The sequence below is a fragment of the Kitasatospora sp. NBC_01246 genome, assembly GCF_036226505.1.
Lineage (GTDB): Bacteria > Actinomycetota > Actinomycetes > Streptomycetales > Streptomycetaceae > Kitasatospora.
In genome coordinates this window covers 3,475,932-3,494,329 of the sequence record NZ_CP108484.1, presented here as the reverse complement: position 1 = coordinate 3,494,329, position 18,398 = coordinate 3,475,932, and the positions used below count along the sequence as shown (strand labels likewise).

The 18,398-nt window shown below is 75.2% G+C and carries 15 protein-coding genes; 7 read left to right on the top strand and 8 right to left on the bottom strand.

Annotated elements, in window-relative coordinates:
* Positions 1-69: 69 nt before the first annotated feature.
* Positions 70-1,641, bottom strand: coding sequence for an LCP family protein (locus tag OG618_RS15175; RefSeq protein WP_329487936.1), 1,572 nt, complete (start codon positions 1,639-1,641; stop codon positions 70-72).
* A gap of 164 nt (positions 1,642-1,805) precedes the next feature.
* Here OG618_RS15175 and OG618_RS15170 point away from each other — a divergent pair, with 164 nt between their 5' ends.
* The gene (locus OG618_RS15170; protein WP_329487935.1) at positions 1,806-2,846 is read left to right on the top strand and encodes a glycosyltransferase family 2 protein; all 1,041 of its coding nucleotides are present in this window, start codon (positions 1,806-1,808) and stop codon (positions 2,844-2,846) included.
* A 65-nt stretch (positions 2,847-2,911) separates the two neighbouring features.
* Positions 2,912-3,529, top strand: a complete 618-nt coding sequence (locus OG618_RS15165) for an acyltransferase (RefSeq protein ID WP_329487934.1) — start codon at positions 2,912-2,914, stop codon at positions 3,527-3,529.
* 3 nt (positions 3,530-3,532) lie between these two features.
* Here OG618_RS15165 and OG618_RS15160 read toward each other — a convergent pair whose 3' ends face one another.
* The 3 genes from OG618_RS15160 to OG618_RS15150 all read right to left on the bottom strand — a co-directional run bounded on the left by OG618_RS15160 (position 3,533) and on the right by OG618_RS15150 (position 7,537).
* On the bottom strand, positions 3,533-5,194 hold the full coding sequence (locus OG618_RS15160; protein ID WP_329487933.1) for an LCP family protein: 1,662 nt from the start codon (positions 5,192-5,194) through the stop codon (positions 3,533-3,535).
* A 213-nt stretch (positions 5,195-5,407) separates the two neighbouring features.
* Positions 5,408-6,709 (bottom strand): LCP family protein, encoded by a 1,302-nt coding sequence (locus OG618_RS15155; RefSeq protein WP_329487932.1) that lies wholly within the window; start codon positions 6,707-6,709, stop codon positions 5,408-5,410.
* 36 nt (positions 6,710-6,745) lie between these two features.
* Positions 6,746-7,537, bottom strand: a complete 792-nt coding sequence (locus OG618_RS15150) for a TIGR03089 family protein (protein WP_329487931.1) — start codon at positions 7,535-7,537, stop codon at positions 6,746-6,748.
* A gap of 104 nt (positions 7,538-7,641) precedes the next feature.
* Here OG618_RS15150 and OG618_RS15145 point away from each other — a divergent pair, with 104 nt between their 5' ends.
* Positions 7,642-8,778: a peptidoglycan recognition protein family protein gene (locus OG618_RS15145; protein ID WP_329487930.1), complete on the top strand. Its 1,137-nt coding sequence runs from the start codon at positions 7,642-7,644 to the stop codon at positions 8,776-8,778.
* A gap of 17 nt (positions 8,779-8,795) precedes the next feature.
* Here the strand turns inward: OG618_RS15145 and OG618_RS15140 are convergent, their stop codons facing one another.
* The gene (locus OG618_RS15140) at positions 8,796-9,287 is read right to left on the bottom strand and encodes an SgcJ/EcaC family oxidoreductase (protein ID WP_329487929.1); all 492 of its coding nucleotides are present in this window, start codon (positions 9,285-9,287) and stop codon (positions 8,796-8,798) included.
* A 6-nt stretch (positions 9,288-9,293) separates the two neighbouring features.
* On the opposite strand from OG618_RS15140, the gene OG618_RS15135 reads away from it, so the two are divergent.
* Both OG618_RS15135 and OG618_RS15130 read left to right on the top strand, forming a co-directional pair.
* Positions 9,294-10,274: a DNA-3-methyladenine glycosylase family protein gene (locus OG618_RS15135; RefSeq protein WP_442906798.1), complete on the top strand. Its 981-nt coding sequence runs from the start codon at positions 9,294-9,296 to the stop codon at positions 10,272-10,274.
* Positions 10,271-10,450 (top strand): type II toxin-antitoxin system RelE family toxin, encoded by a 180-nt coding sequence (locus tag OG618_RS15130; protein WP_329487927.1) that lies wholly within the window; start codon positions 10,271-10,273, stop codon positions 10,448-10,450. Before OG618_RS15135 ends, OG618_RS15130 begins: the two co-directional genes overlap by 4 nt.
* A 3-nt stretch (positions 10,451-10,453) precedes the next feature.
* On the opposite strand, the gene OG618_RS15125 is transcribed toward OG618_RS15130, so the two are convergent.
* The 3 genes from OG618_RS15125 to OG618_RS15115 all read right to left on the bottom strand — a co-directional run bounded on the left by OG618_RS15125 (position 10,454) and on the right by OG618_RS15115 (position 13,405).
* Entirely contained in the window at positions 10,454-11,746 is a 1,293-nt protein-coding gene (locus OG618_RS15125; protein ID WP_329487926.1) for a coenzyme F420-0:L-glutamate ligase, read from the bottom strand.
* Positions 11,743-12,702, bottom strand: coding sequence for a 2-phospho-L-lactate transferase (gene cofD / locus OG618_RS15120; protein WP_329487925.1), 960 nt, complete (start codon positions 12,700-12,702; stop codon positions 11,743-11,745). Before cofD ends, OG618_RS15125 begins: the two co-directional genes overlap by 4 nt.
* Positions 12,703-12,766: 64 nt before the next feature.
* Complete coding sequence (locus tag OG618_RS15115; protein WP_329487924.1) at positions 12,767-13,405, bottom strand: cysteine dioxygenase; 639 nt, start codon at positions 13,403-13,405, stop codon at positions 12,767-12,769.
* Between the two features lie 606 nt (positions 13,406-14,011).
* On the opposite strand from OG618_RS15115, the gene OG618_RS15110 reads away from it, so the two are divergent.
* Together OG618_RS15110 and OG618_RS15105 are read left to right on the top strand one after the other, a co-directional pair.
* Positions 14,012-14,284 carry a WhiB family transcriptional regulator gene (locus OG618_RS15110; protein WP_148644569.1) on the top strand — a complete coding sequence of 91 codons (273 nt, stop codon included), beginning with the start codon at positions 14,012-14,014 and terminating at the stop codon, positions 14,282-14,284.
* A 225-nt stretch (positions 14,285-14,509) separates the two neighbouring features.
* On the top strand, positions 14,510-18,394 hold the full coding sequence (locus OG618_RS15105) for a glycosyltransferase family 2 protein (protein ID WP_329487923.1): 3,885 nt from the start codon (positions 14,510-14,512) through the stop codon (positions 18,392-18,394).
* Positions 18,395-18,398: the final 4 nt, after the last annotated feature.

Genomic DNA, 18,398 nt, shown 5'->3' with positions numbered 1-18,398 from the left:
CCCGGCCCCTGCCGGCGTTCCCGGCGCCGCGGCCCAGGGCCCGGCAGCACGAGACCTGCGCCTGCGGGCCTACGGGCAGACGATGTCGGACGCCTTCTCGGCCGCCACGGTGGCCGACGGGGTCGCGGCGGGCGCCGGGGGCGGCGGCAGCGGTGCGACGGTGGCCGCGGCCGGGCTCGCGCCCGGGGCGGCCGGGTAGTCCCCGCCCGCGTACACCTGGAGGGTGGGCCCGAGGCCGGGGACGGCGGTCGACTCGGCGCCCGGGAGCGCGGCGGCGAGCGTCCGGGCGGACTCGGTCCAGCGCGGGTCGTAGCGGACCACCGTCCGGCCGGGCGCCGTCCCCGCCGGGGCGTTCGACGGCGCGCCGGTGGTGGCGAAGCCCGCCCGCCGCAGGTCGCCGTCGACCCGGGCGCCCAGACCGGGCACCCCGGCCGCGTTGAACACCTGGACGTGCACCTGCTCGGGGGGCACCGCGGACGGGGCGACCGGGGTCGCCGCGGCGCTCGGCGTGGTGGTCGCGGCGCCGGGGGAGGCGGCCGCCGCGGGGGAGGCGGCCCCGCCCGGTTCGGGCTCGCCGGCCGGTGCGGAGCCCGGGGCCGGGCCCGCCGCGGCCGCCGCGGCATTCAGCGGCCGCCCGGCCCGCACGGCGTCGAACAGGGCCTTCGCCCCCGCCTGGTCCCAGAGCACGGTCGAGCCCCAGCCGGCCACCTGGTGGTCCAGCTTCGCCAGCGGCACGGTCGCGAAGTCCGCGCGCCCCGCCGAGAGCTCCCTCAGCCTGGACGCCAGGGTGATCAGGTCGCCGGTGGTGAGGTCCTTGTCCGCCTTCACCGAGCCGAGCAGGCTGTCCGTCAGCCGGGCCAGCCGGACGGGGTTGAACAGCGTGCCGCTGTCGGTCACCTGGTGCAGCAGCTGGGCGACGAACTTCTGCTGGCGGTGCATCCGGCCGAGGTCGGCGCTGCCGTCCACGTGCCGGGCGCGGACGTACCTGAGCGCCCCGGCGCCGTCCAGGGTGGTGGTGCCGGCCGGCAGGTCGAGGCCGGAGTAGTCGTCCTTGAGCGGCTTGCTGGTGCAGACCCGCACGCCGCCGACGGCGTCCACGGCGGAGACGAACCCGGCGAAGTTCACCTGGAGGTAGTGGTCGATCCGCAGTCCGGTGTTCTGCTCCACGGTGGCGACGGTGAGCTGCGGCCCGCCCATCCCGAACGCCGCGTTGACCTTCCCCTTGCCGGCCGGGACGTCCTTGCGGGTGACCTGGTCCCGGTGGGCGGGGATGTCCACGTAGGAGTCCCGGGGGATGCTGATCACGCTGGCCCGGGAGCCGTCCCCGGCGACCTGGACGATCATCATGGTGTCGGTGCAGTGGCAGGACTCGCCCCCGGCGTGCAGCACCTCCTTGAGCGTCTTCTCGGGGATGCCCTCCCGCTCGTCGGTGCCGACCAGGAGGAAGGTGGTGGAACCGTCGTCGGCGGGCCGGGCCGCGTCGCCGCTGAAGGCGTCCACCCGGTCGATCGAGCCGAGGCCGTGCAGGACCGCCCAGCCGCCGCCGGAGGTGGTGAGGACGCCGAAGGCGATGCCGGCGGCCAGTCGGCGGGGCCAGGCACGGCGCCGTCCGGGCAGGGCGGAACAGGGGGAAACGGGCATCTCTCGGATGGTAGGGGTGGCCCGCTCCGGGGCCGGTGAGGGCGCGCCGGGGGCGGGGAGTACGGTGGGCCCGAGCGGCGAATCGTTCCTTCGGCGCCGGGGGTGTCACGTCGCCCAGACCGGGACAAGACGGAGACCGGTCCGCACCGGTACGGTTGGCCCCGATGAACACCAAGGCTGCTGAGGAGCTGCCGGCGGTCTCCGTGATCATGCCGGTGCTCAACGAGGAACGACACCTGCGCACGGCCGTCCGGCACATCCTGGAACAGGACTACGCCGGGCCGATGGAGGTGGTGATCGCCCTCGGTCCGTCCTCCGACCGGACCGCGCAGATCGCCGCCGAGCTGACCGCCGAGGACGCGCGGGTCAGGACGGTGGAGAACCCCACCGGCCGCACCCCCGCCGGGCTGAACGCCGCGATCCGCGGCTCCAGCCATCCGATAGTGGTCCGCGTCGACGGGCACGGCCTGCTGACCCCCGGCTACATCACCACGGCGGTCCGGCTGCTCGGCGAGATGGAGGCCGCCAACGTCGGCGGCATCATGCACGCCGAGGGCGAGACCGAGTGGGAGAACGCCGTCGCCGCCGCGATGACCTCCAAGATCGGGGTCGGCAACGCGGCCTTCCACACCGGCGGCCTGGCCGGCCCGGCGGACACCGTCTACCTCGGGGTGTTCCGGCGCGAGGTGCTGGAGCGGCTCGGCGGGTACAACGAGGAGTTCGTCCGCGCCCAGGACTGGGAGCTCAACTACCGCATCCGGCAGGCGGGCGGGCTGGTCTGGTTCACCCCGCAGCTGCGCGTCACCTACCGTCCCCGGCCCACCGTGCGGGCGCTGGCCAAGCAGTACAAGGACTACGGCCGCTGGCGCCGGGTCGTCACCCGCTACCACAAGGGCTCGGTCAACTTCCGCTACCTCGCCCCGCCGGCGGCCTTCCTCGGCGTGACCCTCGGGCTGGTGCTCGGCGCGGCCGTCCACCCGGCCTTCCTCGCGGTGCCCGGCGCCTATCTGCTCGGCATCGTCGGCGGTGCGCTGGTCGAGGGCCGCGGCCTCTCGGCGAAGGCCAAGGCGCTGCTCCCGGTGGCCTTCGCGACCATGCACCTCAGCTGGGGCTTCGGCTTCCTCACCTCGCCGCGTTCGCTGGCCCGCCGGGTGATCGCCAGCCGGTCCCCGGCGACCGCCGACGTGGTCGCCGAGGCCCGCTGACCCGATCCGGCCAATCCCCCCGACCCGCTCTCACCGCCCCCGCCCCGACGCTATCGTCGGGCGCCATGGGGACAGTTGAGGGCGGGTCCGTCGTCGGTGCCCGGGTCGAGGCGACCGCGGACGTGGACGGCCGGGCGGTGCTCGGCGCCGGGACGACCGTCTGGCACCTGGCCCAGGTGCGCGAGGACGCGGTGATCGGCGCCGACTGCGTCATCGGGCGCGGCGCCTACGTCGGCCCGGGCGTGCGGATCGGGGACCGGGTCAAGCTGCAGAACCACGCGCTGGTGTACGAGCCCGCGGTGGTCGAGGACGGCGTGTTCATCGGCCCGGCGGCCGTGCTCACCAACGACCTCTACCCGCGCTCCGTCGACGTCGACGGCCGGCTCAAGCGCGGCGACGACTGGCACGCCCGCGGGGTGACCCTCCGGGAGGGCTGTTCGATCGGCGGCCGCGCGGTGCTGGTCGCGGGGGTGACGGTCGGCCGCTGGGCGCTGGTCGCGGCCGGCGCCGTGGTGCACCGGGACGTCCCGGACTTCGCCCTGGTGGCCGGTGTCCCGGCCCGCCGGATCAAGTGGGTCGGCCGGGCCGGCGAGCCGCTGGAGCCGGACGGCGGGGACGGCTGGCGCTGCCCGCGCACCGGTGAGCGCTACCGCGAGACGGACGGCCTGCTCGCCCCGCGCTGAGGCTCACTTGGCGCAGACGTCGGTGTCGTCCGCCTGGACGCGCTGGAGGTCCTTGGGCGCCTCGGTCGGCGCGACGGACGGGACGGCGTTCGCGGCGGCCAGGACGTCCTTGCCGAGGACCACGGCCAGCCCGTCCCTGCTGCCGGCCTTCGGGTCCTCCCGGACCGCGTCGGCCGGCAGTCCGAGGGAGGCGGCCAGCGCGGCCGCCTCGGCAGCCTTGCCGGCCGGGTAGGACACCGAACTGCTGGGCGTGGCCGTCGCGTTGGGGGCGGTGGTGGCCTTGGCGAAGCCCTGGGCCCGGAGCTTGTCGACGGCCTGCTGGGCCTGCCCGGGCGTCCCGCTGCCGTTGTGCACCGCCACCCGGACGTCCTTGGTGTCCACCGCGGCGGCGGTGGCCGTGGGCGAGGGCGCGGCCGCCGTCGGCGCGGTGGCGGCCTCGGTGGCGCCGGCCCCGGGCGCGGCGGCGGCGTTCCCGGTCAGTGAGCGGTCCTGGGCGACCAGCGAGAACACCTGCCCGGCGTCCGGCTGCTTGAGCACCAGCCGGTCCTTGTCCTTCGGGTCGTCCAGCACCGGCGCGGTGGTGAAGGTGATGTTCTTGGTGTCGACCTTGCTGATGTCCAGCGCCAGGTCCTTCAGCTTGTCGACGCTGCCGATCCCGTCGTCCACGGTGAGCGCCTTGGTGGCGGCGTCGGCGAGCTTCCACAGCTTGGTCGGGCTGGTCAGGGTGTCACTGCTCTTGATCGAGCGGATCATCGAGCTGATGAACTGCTGCTGCAGCGGGATCCGGGTGAGGTCGCCGCCGAAGCCGACGGCGTGCCGGGTGCGGACGAAGGCCAGCGCCTCGTCGCCCTGGACGACGTGCCGGCCCTTGCTCATCCGCAGGTGCGAGTCCGCGTCGTTGATGTCCTTGGCCGCGCACACCTCGACCCCGCCGACGGCGGTGGAGAGCGTTTTCACGGCGTCGAAGTTGACCATCACGAAGTGGTCGACCCGGATTCCCGTCGCCTTCTCCACGGTCTTCCAGGTGCAGCCCGGATCGCGGCCCTCCTGGCCGAGGCTCTCGTTGAACATGGCCCGCGCGGAACCGGGGATCTTCTTGCCGCCGGTGTTCTCGCAGTCGGGGATCGGCACCATCAGATCGCGCGGAATGCTGATCACGGTGGCGTTGCTGCGGTCCTTGGCGACGTGGAACAGCAGGGTGGTGTCCGCGTGTCCGGTGCTGCCCTCGTCGCCGTACTCCCGGCCCAGGCCCTCGCGGCTGTCGGTGCCGATGACCAGGATGTTGAGCGCGTCGCCGGCCGCCTTGGGCCGCTCCGCCTCGCTGCCCAGCTGCACCTTGACGGCGGTGATGTTGTTGTTGAAGTGCTGGTACGCGTAGTAGGCCCCGCCGCACCCGGCCATCAGGACCAGCGCGCCGACGCCGGCGGTCCACTTCAGCACCCGCCGGCGCGGGCGCTCGGCGGCGGCCTGGCGGCGGCGGGCGGCCCGGCCGCCGGTGTGCGCGGCCCCGGGGGCGGCCTCGGCGGCGGTGCCGGGCGTCCGGCGGCGCTGGACCGGGATGCTCGCGGCCTGCTCGGACCGGGCCTGCTCGGACCGGTACGGCGCGCCGTGGGCCGGCGGGATCCGCGGGTCGGCGGGGTCGGTCTCCTGGCTGTCCTGCTGCACGGGGTTCCCTCCCTCCGACCGGTCCTCGGGTGGCGCACGGGCTGCGCGCCGACCCGGACACACTAGACGAGTCGAGTACGGGAATTGTTCCTGGTGTGATCTCCGCCATGTTCGGGAACCGCAATTCACCAGGCACATCGTGTTCCGGTGAATTTCCCGGAAAGCCATTCCGGGGCATGATCTGTACACAAAAGGGTGACCCTGGCCAGGCTGTCAATGGGTCGCGCAGCCGTCCATGTCCGCGGTGCGTCCCTCGAACGAGGGCGCCGTGGTCGCGGTGGGTGACGCACCGGCGGCCCGGTCCGATCCGGCCGCCGCCGTCGCGGCCCCCGAGGGCCCCGGGCTCGCGCCCGCCACCGCCGACGGGTCGGGGGAGCCCGGCGGGCGGACGGTGATCGAGCGGTCGTCGCGCAGCGCCGTGAACAGCTGGGTGGTCAGCGGCTGCACGAACTCGTCCCGGTCCGAGTCGAAGCGGTACGGGCGGCGCGGCGCGGTCAGGAAGACCGCGTCGGCGGACGGGATGCCGCGCAGGTCCTGGGTCAGGTCGTAGAGCGCGCCGAGCGAGGAGAGGCCGCCGTCGGCCCGGACCGAGGAGGTCGCCGCGTCGAGCACCGGCCAGAGCCGGGCCGGGTTCAGCAGCACCCCCTGCGACTGGACCTTGCGGATCAGGGCGGCCAGGAACTGCTGCTGACGGCCCATCCGCTGGGTGTCGCTGCCGTCGCCGAGGGTCTCCCGGGCGCGGACGTAGCCGAGCGCCTGTTCGCCGCGCAGGGTCTGCCGCCCGGCCGGGAGGTCCAGCTTGGCGTCCTTGTCGTGGATCGCCTGCGGGACGCACACCTCGACGCCGTCCACGGCGTCCACCATCGTCTTGAAGCCGTGGAAGTCGAGGATCACGTAGTGGTCCATCCGGATGCCGCTCAGCTGTTCGACGGCCCGGATCGAGCAGGCCGGGCCGCCGGTCTCGAAGGCCGAGTTGAACTGCGCCAGCACCTGCCTGCTCCGGGTGCCGTCCGGCTTCTCGCAGACCGGCACGGTGACCATGACGTCGCGCGGGATGGAGACGGCGGTCGCGTGCTTCCGGTCCGCCGCCAGGTGCAGCAGGATCGTGGTGTCCGAGCGCTGGCCGCCGGCCTCGCCGTACGTGGCATTGGCACCGGTGCGGTCGTCACTGCCGATCAGCAGGATGTTCTCGGCGCCCTTGGCCCCCGCGGTGCGGCTGGGCCGTTCGGCCTCCAGCCGGGCCAGCAGCTGGTCGGTGGCGGAGTCGGTCCGGATGTTGCCGTCCAGCTTGCGGTAGGCGATCCAGAGCACGGTGCCGCAGGCGACCAGCAGGAGGGCGAGGACGCCGGCGGTGATCATCAGCCACCGCCGGCGCCTGCGCCGGGGCCTGGTCGGGGAGTCCGGGGCCGCGGGCTCCGGGTCGGGGGAGTCCCGGTCCGGGGAGCCCGCGGTCGCGCGGGCGTCCCCGGTCGGGGGGTTCTCGGTCGGGGGGTGCTCGGTGTCGTCCTCGGCCATGGCAGGGATGCCTACCCGCCGGGCCGGAGCCGGGGGTTAGCCGAGGCGCAGTGTCACCCGTTCGGACTCGGTCCGCTTCTCCCACTGCTCGGCGCTCAGGCCCTCCGAGTTGCGGCAGAGCACCACCGAGGCGCCGGCCGCCAGCGGTGCCAGCAGACCGGCCTCCAGGCCCGCCCAGTCCTGGTAGGAGAGGGTGGAGAGCACCCGGTCGCCGGCCGTGATGCCGAGCCGGGCCGCGCCCTCCCGGGCCAGCTGGACGGTCTGGTCGCCGGTCAGCTTCAGCGGCAGGCCGTCGATGCCGGTCTCCAGCGCGAGCGCGTCCGGGGTGACGGGGGAGTAGGGCGCGAAGCGGTCGCCCTGGCCGGGCACCTCGGCGGCGTAGTCGAGGAAGCCGTCCGGGCGCTGGGGGAACCGGCCGCCCAGCGGACGCAGGGCGAGGGCCACCCGTTCGCCCTCGCAGGCCTGGGCGGCCTCCAGGCCGTCCGGTCCGCTGACCACCAGGTCGGCGTCGGCCGGGTCGCCGGCCGGCACCGCCGTCACACCGACCGACCAGCAGGCGAGCAGCCAGACGGCGCTCTGCCAGTGGGCGGGCAGCAGGAGGGCGGCGCGGTCACCCGGACCGGCGTTCAGCTCGTCCTGGAGCAGGTTGGCGGTCTTGGCCACCCAGTTGTCGAAGGTCCGGGCGGAGAGCTCCACCCGTTCGCCGGTGGCGTCGTCGTAGAAGGTGACCAGCGGAGCCGCGGGGTCGACTGAGGGAGTGCCACCTCGCAGGAATGCGTGCAGCAGCTCGACAGGGGTCCGGGCATCGGCAGCGAAAGGCGCAGTCATGGTGCGCCCCAGCCTACGGCCTTCGGGTGGGCGACCGGGAGGGGTGGCGGACCCTGCGCAAGGTGGCATGGCGGGTGCGGTGTTTTGCCCTGAACATCCCTTTTATGGGTATCTCTTTGCCGGCCGCCGCACTCGCCGGCTGCACCGCCGTCCTGCTCCTCCAGCCCGTTCCGGCCGCGGCCGCCGCCGATCCCGCCCAGCAGCGCCGCACCTCGGCCGGCGGCGGCTCGGTCACCTCGCTGCCGTTGGGCGCCGACCGCGCCCTGGCGCCGCGCGCCACCCGCCCCTTCGAGCTGCTCGGCGTCGGCTGGAACGGCCCCGCCCGCTCGCTCGACGGCGGCTCCGTCCGGGTCCGCACCAGGGACGCCGCCACCCACGTCTGGGGCGACTGGCAGGTGCTGGAGGCGGACGGCGAGGACGGACCGGACGCCCCGGGCGGCGGAGCGACGGCGCCGCTCTGGACCGGTCCGAGCGACGGCGTGGCGGTCCAGGTCACCGCCGGCCCCCGCGGCCTGCCGGACGGCCTGCGGCTCGACCTGGTCGACCCCGGGCAGGGCGCCGCCGGGGCCGCCGGCCGGACGCTGCCCGCCGAACCGCCGGACGGGCGCCGGGCCGCCCGGCCCGCCGTGGTCACCCGGGCCGGTTGGGGCGCCGACGAGTCCCTCCGGGATCCGCAGGTCGAGTACACCGGCCCGGTCCGGGTGGTCTTCGTCCACCACACCGCGACCGCCACCGAGTACGACTGCGCCGACGCGCCCCGGATGATCAGGGCGATCTACCAGTACCACGTGCGGAGCAACGGCTGGCGGGACATCGGCTACAACTTCCTGGTCGACCGCTGCGGCACCCTCTACGAGGGCCGGGCCGGCGGCGCCGAGCTCGCGGTGCACGGCGCGCACACCCTGGGCTTCAACACCGACTCGGCGGGCGTCGCGGTGCTCGGCACCTTCGTCACCGACACCCCGCCGCCGGCCGTACCGGAGGGGCTCGCCCGGCTCGCCGCCTGGAAGCTCGGGCTGGCCGGCCAGGACGCCGGCGGCCGCACCCAGCTGGTCTCCGGCGCCGACGGCACCCGTTACCCCAAGGGCACCACCGCGACCTTCGACGCCGTCTCCGGCCACCGCGACGCGGTCGCCACCGAGTGCCCCGGCGCCACCCTCTACCCGCTGCTCCCCGCCGTCCGCACCCAGGCGGCCGCGCTGCAGAGCGCCGCCCGCCCGGCGGCCCCTTGGGCCCGCTGAACCCGCGAGCCCGGGGCCTATACCGGGCCGGGGCCCCGGGGCACCAGCGCCCGCAGCTCGGCGGTCAGCGCCCGCGCGACGTCCGGCCGCAGGTCGTACCGGGCCGGAGTGTTCTGCAGCAGCGCGATCCGCCAGCCCGCGCCCGCGTTGACGGCGATCACCGTCTGCAGGGCGTTCAGGCCGGGATCGAGGTCCTCGGCGTCGTCCGGCACCAGACCGGCGACGGCGTCCAGCTCGGCCACCCCCGGGCCGAGCGCCCGGATCCGCCGCACCTTGGCGACGTACTCGGGGGTGGCGTGGTCCGCGAAGATCCGCCCCAGTTCGGCGGCGATCACCGACCGCCCCGCGTACCTCGTTCCGTCGAATCCGACCATCTCCCCGTCCTCGGCGAACGGTCCGGCGCACGCCGCGCCGTCCCGCAGGTTCCACCCGTCCAGGGTCCGGTGGTAGAGCGCCCGCACCGCGCCCTCGTCGGCGTGGGACAGCTCCGGCAGCCGCGTATCGTTCATATCCCCATGGTCGGCGAAGGCGGTGGAGCCGGACAGCGGAGGAGGCGCGGGGCGGTGTCGGACGAGGCGGCGACCGGTGCGCGGGTGCGCCTCTGGCGCCCGGGCTTCCCGCTGGACGTGGCCCGCACCCTGCTGCCGCTGCGGCGCGGCCCGGCCGACCCGGCCTACCGGACCACCGGTGACGGCGCGGTCTGGCGGGCCTCCCGCACCCCGGCCGGCATCGGCACGCTGCGGGTACTGGCCAGGCCGGCCGACGGCGAGGTCGAGGCGCGGGCCTGGGGCCCGGGGGCGGCGTGGCTGCTGGACCGGCTGCCCGTGCTGCTCGGCGCCGAGGACGACCCGGCCGCCCTGGTGCTGCCGCCCGGCCCGCTGCGGGAGGCCCAGCGGCGGGCGGCCGGCGTGCGGCTCACCCGGACCGGGCTGGTGCTGGAGTCGCTGGTGCCCGCGATCCTGGAGCAGAAGGTGACCACCGACGAGGCGTACCGGGCCTGGCGGACGCTGCTGCGCGACTTCGGCACCCCGGCGCCCGGCCCGGCCGAGGGCATGCGGGTGGCGCCGTCGGCCCGTGAGTGGGCGCTCGTCCCCAGCTGGGAGTGGCACCGCGCGGGGGTGGACCCGAAGCGCTCCGCCACCGTGGTGCGCGCCGTCCGGCTGGCCGCCCGGCTGGAGGAGGCCTCGGCGATGGACCACGCCGAGGCGTTCGCCCGGCTGACCTCCGTGCCCGGCATCGGGATCTGGACGGCCGCCGAGACCCTGCAGCGCAGCAACGGCGACCCGGACGCCGTCTCGGTCGGCGACTACCACCTCCCCAACCTGGTCGGCTGGGCCCTGGCCGGCCGACCCCGCAGCGACGACACCCAGATGCTGGCCCTGCTGGAGCCCTACCGCCCGCACCGCCACCGCCTCTGCCGCCTGCTGCTGAGCACCGGCACCCACGCCCCGCGGTACGGCCCCCGGCTGACCCCCAACGACCACCGGCGGCGGTGAACTCCGGCGCCGACCCGTTCGCCGACGGTCCGAGCGTGAATAAGCTGACCGGCTATGACGGGCTCTACCGGCTGTGGGTCGGCGACCACCGCGTGGTCTACGAAGTCCAGGGCGACGTGATGGTCGTCCTCGTGGTCAATGTCGGCAACCGCCGTGACGTGTACCGCCGGTACTGACCCCTACCGAACCTCGACGAAGGCGTCGGCGCCGCGGGCCGGGCGGTCGCGGGGCGGTTCGGCGGGGCGGCCGACCGCGACGGCGCCCATCGGGTCCCAGCCGGCCGGCAGGTCGAGGGCCGCGCGCACGGTGTCGCGGCAGAACATGGTGGACGAGACCCAGGCCGTGCCGTAGCCCTCGCCGGCCAGGGTGACCAGCAGGTTCTGCACGGCGGCGCCGATGGCGACGGTGAACATCTCGCGTTCGGCGGCGGCGCGGCGCGCGTCGGGGTAGTCGTGCGAGCCGTCCATCACCAGGCAGGGGACGACCAGGTAGGGCGCGTCGCGCAGGACGTCGCCGCGGGCGGTGCGCCGGGCGATCAGCGCGTCGTCCCAGCCGTCCAGCTCGCGCAGGTCGCGCTGCCAGGCGGCGAGCATCGCGTCCAGCAGCCGGGTGCGGACCGCGGCCGACTCCAGCAGGACGAACCGCCAGGGCGTGGTGTGGTGCGGGGCGGGCGCGGTGACGGCGGCGGCGACGGCGCGGCGGACGGCGCCCGGGTCGACCGGTTCGGGGGTGAACGCGCGGATGGTGCGGCGCAGGGTGACGGCCTGCCGGACCGCCTCGGAGGTGCCGAGCCGGAACATGTCGTCCGCGGCGGCGCGCACCAGTGGGCGGGCGCCCGCGCCGTCCTCGGCGGTGACCAGGTGGCCGAGGCCTCGGACCACGGCGACCGGGGTGCCGGTGGACTTGCCCTTGACCAGGTCGGCGGCGGCGGCGAGTTCGTCGGCGGTGGCGGTGACGGTCATCGCCAGTTCGTTGCCGTGGCTGTCGGTGCGGCCGCGGTGGTCCTCCAGGACGGGCAGTCCGGCGGCGCCGATCGCGACGTCGGTGAGGCCGTTGCGCCAGGGCCGGCCGAAGGTGTCGGTGACGACGACGGCCAGCCGCAGCCCGGTCAGCTGCTGGAGGCGGGCGCGCAGCGCGCGGGCGGAGGCGTCCGGGTCCTCGGGCAGCAGCAGCACGGTGCCGGCGGCGGTGTTGGAGGCGTCCACCCCGGCGGCGGCCATCACCAGGCCGTTGCGGTTCTCGACGATCCGGACCGGGCCGCGCCGGGCGACCACCCGGACGGTCTCGGCGTCGATCGCGGCCTCGCGGTCGGCGGCCCGCAGCACCCGGCCCTCGGCCTTGCTGACGATCTTCGAGGTGACGAGCAGGATGTCGCCGTCCCGGTACGTCCCGGCCTTGGCGATCAGCGCGGCGAGGTCGGCACCGGCGTCGATCTCGGGCAGGCCCGGGACGGGCAGGACGTGCAGGGTCACGCCCGCACCAGCTCGGCGAGCGCCAGCGCGGCCCGGGCCATCTCGGCGGTCGCCGCGACGTCCGTCATCAGCAGCGGCACGGCCCGGCAGGCGATCCCGCCGGCCTCGACCGCGCCGACCGAGGCCTCGTCGGCGGTGTCCACCAGCCAGCCGTCCAGCAGGTCGGCGCCGTAGTCCAGGGCGACCGCCGCCGCGGTCGCCTCGACGCCGACGGCGGCCAGCACCTTGTCGGCCATGCCGCGGACCGGGGCCCCGCCGATGATCGGGGAGAGCCCGACCACCGGTGCCGCGGCTGCGGCCACCGCGGCCCGGATGCCGGGCACGGCGAGGATGGTGCCGATCGAGACCACCGGATTGGACGGCGGGAACAGGATGACGTCGGCGGCGGCGATGGCCTCCAGCACGCCGGGCGCGGGCTTGGCGGTGTCCGCGCCGACCGGGACGATCGCCTCGGCGTCGACGGCGGCGTGCAGCCGGACCCAGTACTCCTGGAAGTGGATGGCCCGGGTGCCGTCCGCGTCGGTGATCCGCACGTGGGTCTCGACCCGGTCGTCGCTCATCGGCAGCAGCCGCACCCCCGGCTGCCAGCGCACGCAGAGCGCCTCGGTGACCTGGCTGAGGGTGTACCCGGCGGTGAGCATCTGGCTGCGGACGAGGTGGGTGGCGAAGTCGCGGTCGCCGAGCCCGAACCACTCGGGCCCGACGCCGTACTCCTTCATCTCGGCCTTGATCGACCAGGTCTCGTCGGTGCGGCCCCAGCCCTGCTCCTCGTTGATGCCGCCGCCGAGGGTGTACATCACGGTGTCGAGGTCGGGGCAGACCTTCAGGCCGTAGAGGTGGATGTCGTCGCCGGTGTTGCCGATGACGGTGATCTCGTCCTGCGGGCCGAGGGCCTCCTTGAGTCCGCGCAGGAAGCGCGCCCCACCGATTCCGCCTGCCAGTGCCACGATGCGCATGCGCCCATCCTGCCACGGCCCGACTGGCCGTCAGCCCGGTCCGCGGGCCGCCGCCCGCCCGTCGTCAGCGGGCCTCGGCCTGCTCCTGCGGGTGCTGCTCGGGGACGGTGGCGCCGCCGCCGTACTGGTTCATCTCGGTCAGCCCGGGCGTGTAGAGGTGGATGGAGACGGCGGGCTCCAGCGCGCCGTTGACCACCTCGTGCAGGTACCCGGAGGAGAACACCCGCTGCCCGCCCGGGCGCAGGGTGCGGGCACCCTCGCCCGCGTGCGTGAGGGAGCGCTCGATCAGCTCGCCCCGGACGACGCTCATCACCCCGGAGGAGACGCCGTGGTCGTGGAAGCCGCTGCTCTGGCCGGGCAGCCAGCTGAGCAGCCAGACCTCGTAGCCGGGGCCGGTCTCCAGCCGGGCGTACCAGCGGGTGAGCGCGTCGTAGCGGACCAGCGGCTCCCAGCGGGCGCGGTCGGCGGCGATCTCGCGGACCAGCCGGGCGTAGCCGGCGACGGTGGTGGGGTGGCCGGGCAGGTCGGTGCGGGCCAGGTGCGGGAAGGCCAGCGGGTCGCCGGCGATGGAGACGTCGCTCAGTCCGTCGGCCCAGCCGCGGGAGGGCCGGGCGGCCGCCGGGGGAGGCGTGGTGGGCGCGAGGCCGCGGCGGGTGAGCTTGTTGCGGTCGCGGTTCCGCTTGCGGATGCGGTTCATGCGCACGGGAGTCGTCCTCGGAGTACGGCTGGTTCGACAGGGATCAGCCGGATCCGGGATGTCCTGGGGCGGGAATCGCGGGCGGCCTCTGTGCTTCCTGGGCGGCGCGCGGTGGGACAGCGGGCGCCTAGATACAGGAACAGAGGCGACAACAGGGGTTCACGGCACGGCGGAGCGCGGAACCGCTCCGGGGGCGAGTGAACTCTGACATGTGGGAAAGGAGACCGCATCGAGCGCTCCGGTGTCAACTCATGAGCCGGGGCAATCGGGCGGGATAGGCCATGAACTACCCGATGGGGTGATAAATCACCCTCTAGGTTTCGATGAGAAGATCGCCGGGAAGGCAGGCCGATGACCGACCTGTGACGATGACCGCGCGTCACGTGGTGGAGGGTTGCAAGGGTTCGACGGGATCCGGGCTGTTAGTCCGATGTGTCCAGATATGTACACTATTCGTAACGGCTTGGTGCCGGGGAGTGAATCCTGGCCCCAATACCAGAGCTCGGCTTGACTGGGCCAGAGTGACGCAACTGTAATTTCTCTCGTGTCGTCCGCCGCACGAGGCAACGGCAACCACGGGGACGCCAAATAGGGGCAGAGGAGGCGCGCCACATGAGCGAGCTCTTTGAGCTGTTGATCGGTGACGGCATCGAGGAGGAGGAAGAAGAACTCGGTTGGCAGGAGCGCGCGCTGTGCGCCCAGACCGACCCCGAGTCCTTCTTCCCGGAGAAGGGCGGCTCCACCCGCGAGGCCAAGAAGGTCTGCCTCGCCTGCGAGGTCCGCTCCGAGTGCCTGGAGTACGCCCTCGCCAACGACGAGCGGTTCGGCATCTGGGGCGGCCTCTCCGAGCGCGAGCGCCGTCGGCTCAAGAAGAGCGCGGTCTGACCGGGCGGCCCCTGGCCCTGCTGACCCTCCGACAACCGCACAGCTCGACGGGCGCCTCACCGCGACGGTGGGGCGCTTCCGTGTTTCCGGGCCCTCGCGCGGCCCGGTGCGCACAGCTCCTCCACGGCCCGCGGACGGCGGCGCCATCCGGAGCCGTTAGTGTGGTGCGCCATCCGGTTGCCGTTCACCGGCTGTGTCCACCGAGAACTGGGGCCCGCGCACTCGATGACCGTCTACAGCCACCAGAGCGGCTTCACCGCTGCCAGGCCGCCCGCCTATCCGCGCCACCTGGTCACCGCGGTGATCGTCTCGCACGACGGGGCCCGCTGGCTGCCACAGGCCCTCGCCGGCCTGCTCGGCCAGGACCGTCAGGTCCAGCGGGTGCTCGCCGTCGACACCGGCTCCACCGACAGCTCCCCGCAGTTGCTCGCCGACACCCTCGCCGACTGGCTCCCGGAGAGCGGCCCGATCGTCCTCGGCCGCCGGGCCGGCTTCGGCACCGCCGTCGGCGAGGCCGTCTTCAACAGCCCGCCGCTGCGCCCCGAGGACCTCCCCTACCGGCTCGACCCGTCCGGCTACGACCCGGTCACCGGCGGCTGGGACGACTTCGGCGACCCGCTCGGCCACGAGGACGACCTCGGCCGCGGCGGCCCCAGGGAGACCCAGCCGGTCGAGTGGCTCTGGCTGCTGCACGACGACTGCGAGCCGCAGACCGACGCGCTGCGCCGCCTCCTCCAAGTCGCCGACTCCACCCCCAGCGCCGCCGTCGTCGGCCCCAAGCTGCGCAGCTGGTACGACCGCCGCCAGCTGCTGGAGGTGGGCGTCACCATCGCCCGCTCCGGCCGCCGCTGGACCGGCCTCGACCGCCGCGAGCAGGACCAGGGTCAGCACGACCAGGTCCGCCCGGTGCTCGCCGTCTCCACCGCCGGCATGCTGGTCCGCCGCGACGTCTTCGAGGAGCTCGGCGGCTTCGACCGGGCGCTGCCGCTGATGCGCGACGACACCGACTTCTGCTGGCGGGTCAACGCCGCCGGCCACCGCGTCGTGGTCGCCCCCGACGCCGTGCTGCGGCACGCCGAGGCGGCCAGCCGCGAGCGCCGCGCGATCGACTGCGGCCCCTCCCACCCGCACCGGCTGGACAAGGCCGGCGCCGTCTACACCCTGCTCGCCAACTCCAAGGGCGCGCTCTTCCCGTACGTCCTGCTGCGGCTGGTGCTCGGCACCCTGCTGCGGGTGGTCACCAACCTGCTCGGCAAGGACCCGAAGCAGGCCTTCGACGAACTCGCCGGTCTCGGCCACGAACTGCTCCGGCTGCCCCGGCTGCTGGCGGCCCGCAAACGCCGGGCCCGGCTGCGGGCCGCCGACGCCCTGGACGACCGCTCGCTCTTCCCGGCGCCCGGAGCCACCGCCCGGCTCGCCGTCGAGGGCGTGATCGGCTCGCTCGGCATAGGGGGCGGCGACGACTCCGGGGCCGGCCGGCACGGCTCGGTCGAGGCCGGCCCGGGCGACGAGGACTCCGAGGACCTGGTCGTCGAGCAGTTCACGCTGATCAAGAAGCTGGCCCGTCGCCCGGCGCCGGTCCTGTTCGCCGCGCTGCTGGTCTTCGCGCTGGTCGCCTGCCGCGCCCTGTTCGGCGCCGGCGCCCTGTTCGGCGGCGCGCTGCTGCCCGCCACCGGCGGCGCCGGCGGCCTCTGGTCGATGTACGCGGACGCCTGGCACCCCGTCGGCACCGGCTCCACCGCGGCGGCGCCGCCGTACCTCGCGGTGCTGTCGGTGCTCTCCTGGGCGCTGTTCGACCACGCCGACCTCGCGGTCACCCTGCTGGTCGTCCTCGCCGTGCCGCTCGCCGCCGTCAGCGCCTACCTGGTCTCCCGGCCGCTGCTCGACTCCAAACTGGTCCGTGCCTGGGCCAGCGCCACCTACGCCCTGCTGCCCGCGGCCACCGGCGCGCTCGCCCAGGGCCGGATCGGCACCGCCGTCCTCGCCGTCCTGCTGCCGCCGCTGGCCCGCGCGGCCGCGATCTCCGCCGGCCTCGGCATCCGCGCCGAGAGCGCCGCCAAGGGCGCCCGGCCCGGCTGGCGCCCGGTCTGGATGACCGTCCTGCTGCTCACCCTCGCCACCGCCTTCGTGCCGCTGGCGTGGGCGCTGGCCGTGCCGCTCTGCCTGGCCATGCTCGCCGCCGCCGTGGTGCGCGGCGGGGCGTTCGGCTCCGGCGGGGCCGCGCTGCGGCTGCTCGGGCTGCGCGTGCTGGTGATCCTCGGCGCGCCGGTGCTGGTGCTCGCGCCCTGGTCGCTGCAGGTGCTCTCGCACCCCCAGCTGCTGCTGCTGGAGGCCGGTCTGCCCGGTCTGCACGGCGGCGGCGCGAACGCCGTCGGCCTGCTGCTGGTCAACCCGGGCGGCGCCGGAGTGCCGCCGGTCTGGCTCTCGGCGGGCGTGGTGCTCGCCGCGCTGGCCGCGCTGCTGCGCGCCGACCGCCGCCGCGCGGTGCTCGCCGCCTGGGGCGCCGCCGGCGCCGGCCTGGTCTTCGCGGTCGCGGTGGCGGGCACCTCGGTGACCCCCGCCTCCGGCGGCCCGGCCGTGCCCGCGTGGGCCGGCCCGGCCTCGCTGCTCGCCGGCATCGCCCTGCTGGCCGCCGCCGCGATCGGCGCCGACGGCGCCAACGCCCGGGTGGCCGGCATCGCCTTCGGCTGGCGCCAGCCGGTCGCCGCCCTGGTGGTGGCCGCCGCGGTGCTCGCCCCGCTCGGCACCGGCGTCTGGTGGGCCGTCACCGGGGCCGACGGCCCGCTGCACCGGGCCCCGGCCGCCCAGGTGCCCGCGTTCATCGCCGAGGAGGCCGGCACCAGCGACCGGGCCCGCACCCTGGTCGTCACCGGCGACCCGAAGGGCGGCTCGGTCCGCTACACCCTGGTGCGCGGCGCCGGGGTGACGCTCGGCCAGGCCGAGTCCACCGTGGACCCGGCCACCGGCACCACCGAGCGCCTCGACAAGGTGGTCGGCAGCCTGCTGGCCGGCTCCGGAGCCGACCAGGCCGAGGTGCTGTCCGACTACGGCATCGCCTACGTGCTGGTCGACCAGCCGGCGATCGGCGCCTTCAAGGACGTCCTGGACACCACCCCGGGCCTGGTCAAGGCCAACCAGGACGGCGGCACCGCGCTCTGGCAGGTCAACGGCACGCCCGCGACCCGCGCCCTGATCACCGCCCCCGGCACCACCCCCGTGGCGGTGCCGTCCGGCGAGCGCGACCTCGACACCGCCGTTCCGGCCGGTCCCGAGGGCCGGGTGCTGCGCCTCGCCGAGGCGGCCGGCCCCGAGTGGAAGGCGACCCTCGACGGCACCGCGCTGGAGGCCACCACCGTCGACGGCTGGGCGCAGGGCTTCAAGCTCCCGGCCGCCGCCGGCAAGCTGGTGGTCACCCGTGAGGGCGGCCTGCTGCACACCGGCTGGATCTGGGCCCAGCTGCTGCTCGGCCTGACCGTCCTGGTGCTGGCGCTGCCCGGCCGCCGCAACCACAAGGACGACGACCTGCCCGAGGAGGTCGTCGCCGCCGCCGCGCTGGCGGCCGCCGCCCAGGCGCAGGCGCCCGCCCCCGGCAGCCGCCGGGCCCGCCGGATGGCCGAACGCGGCGAGGGCGGCGAAGGCGGCGACGGGGACGGCGAGGGCGGCGTGTACGAGGGCCGTCCGGGCGCGATCCCGCCGCAGCCCGCGGGCGAACCGCCGGTCGAGGCGGTCCAGGCGGCCGCGGCCGTCCAGGAGGCCGAGCAGTACGCAGACCCGTACCAGACGTACCAGCAGGCCGACCCGTACAGCTACGGCTCCTACCCGGCCCAGCAGCCGACCGCCGCGCCGTACGGCGGCGGCCAGGAGTACGGCGGCGACGGGTACCAGCAGCAGGCCTACCCGCAGGGCGGCCAGCAGGGCTACGACCCGTACCAGCAGGACCAGCAGTACGGCGGCTACGACCCCTACCAGCAGGACGGGCAGCAGCCGTGGGTGCCGGGGCAGCCGCAGGGCGAGCCCTACTACGACCCGAACGATCCGAATGACCCCAACAACCCCAACAACCCCAACGGGCCGGGCCGGTACCCGCACCACCACGGATCGGGGAGCTGACCCG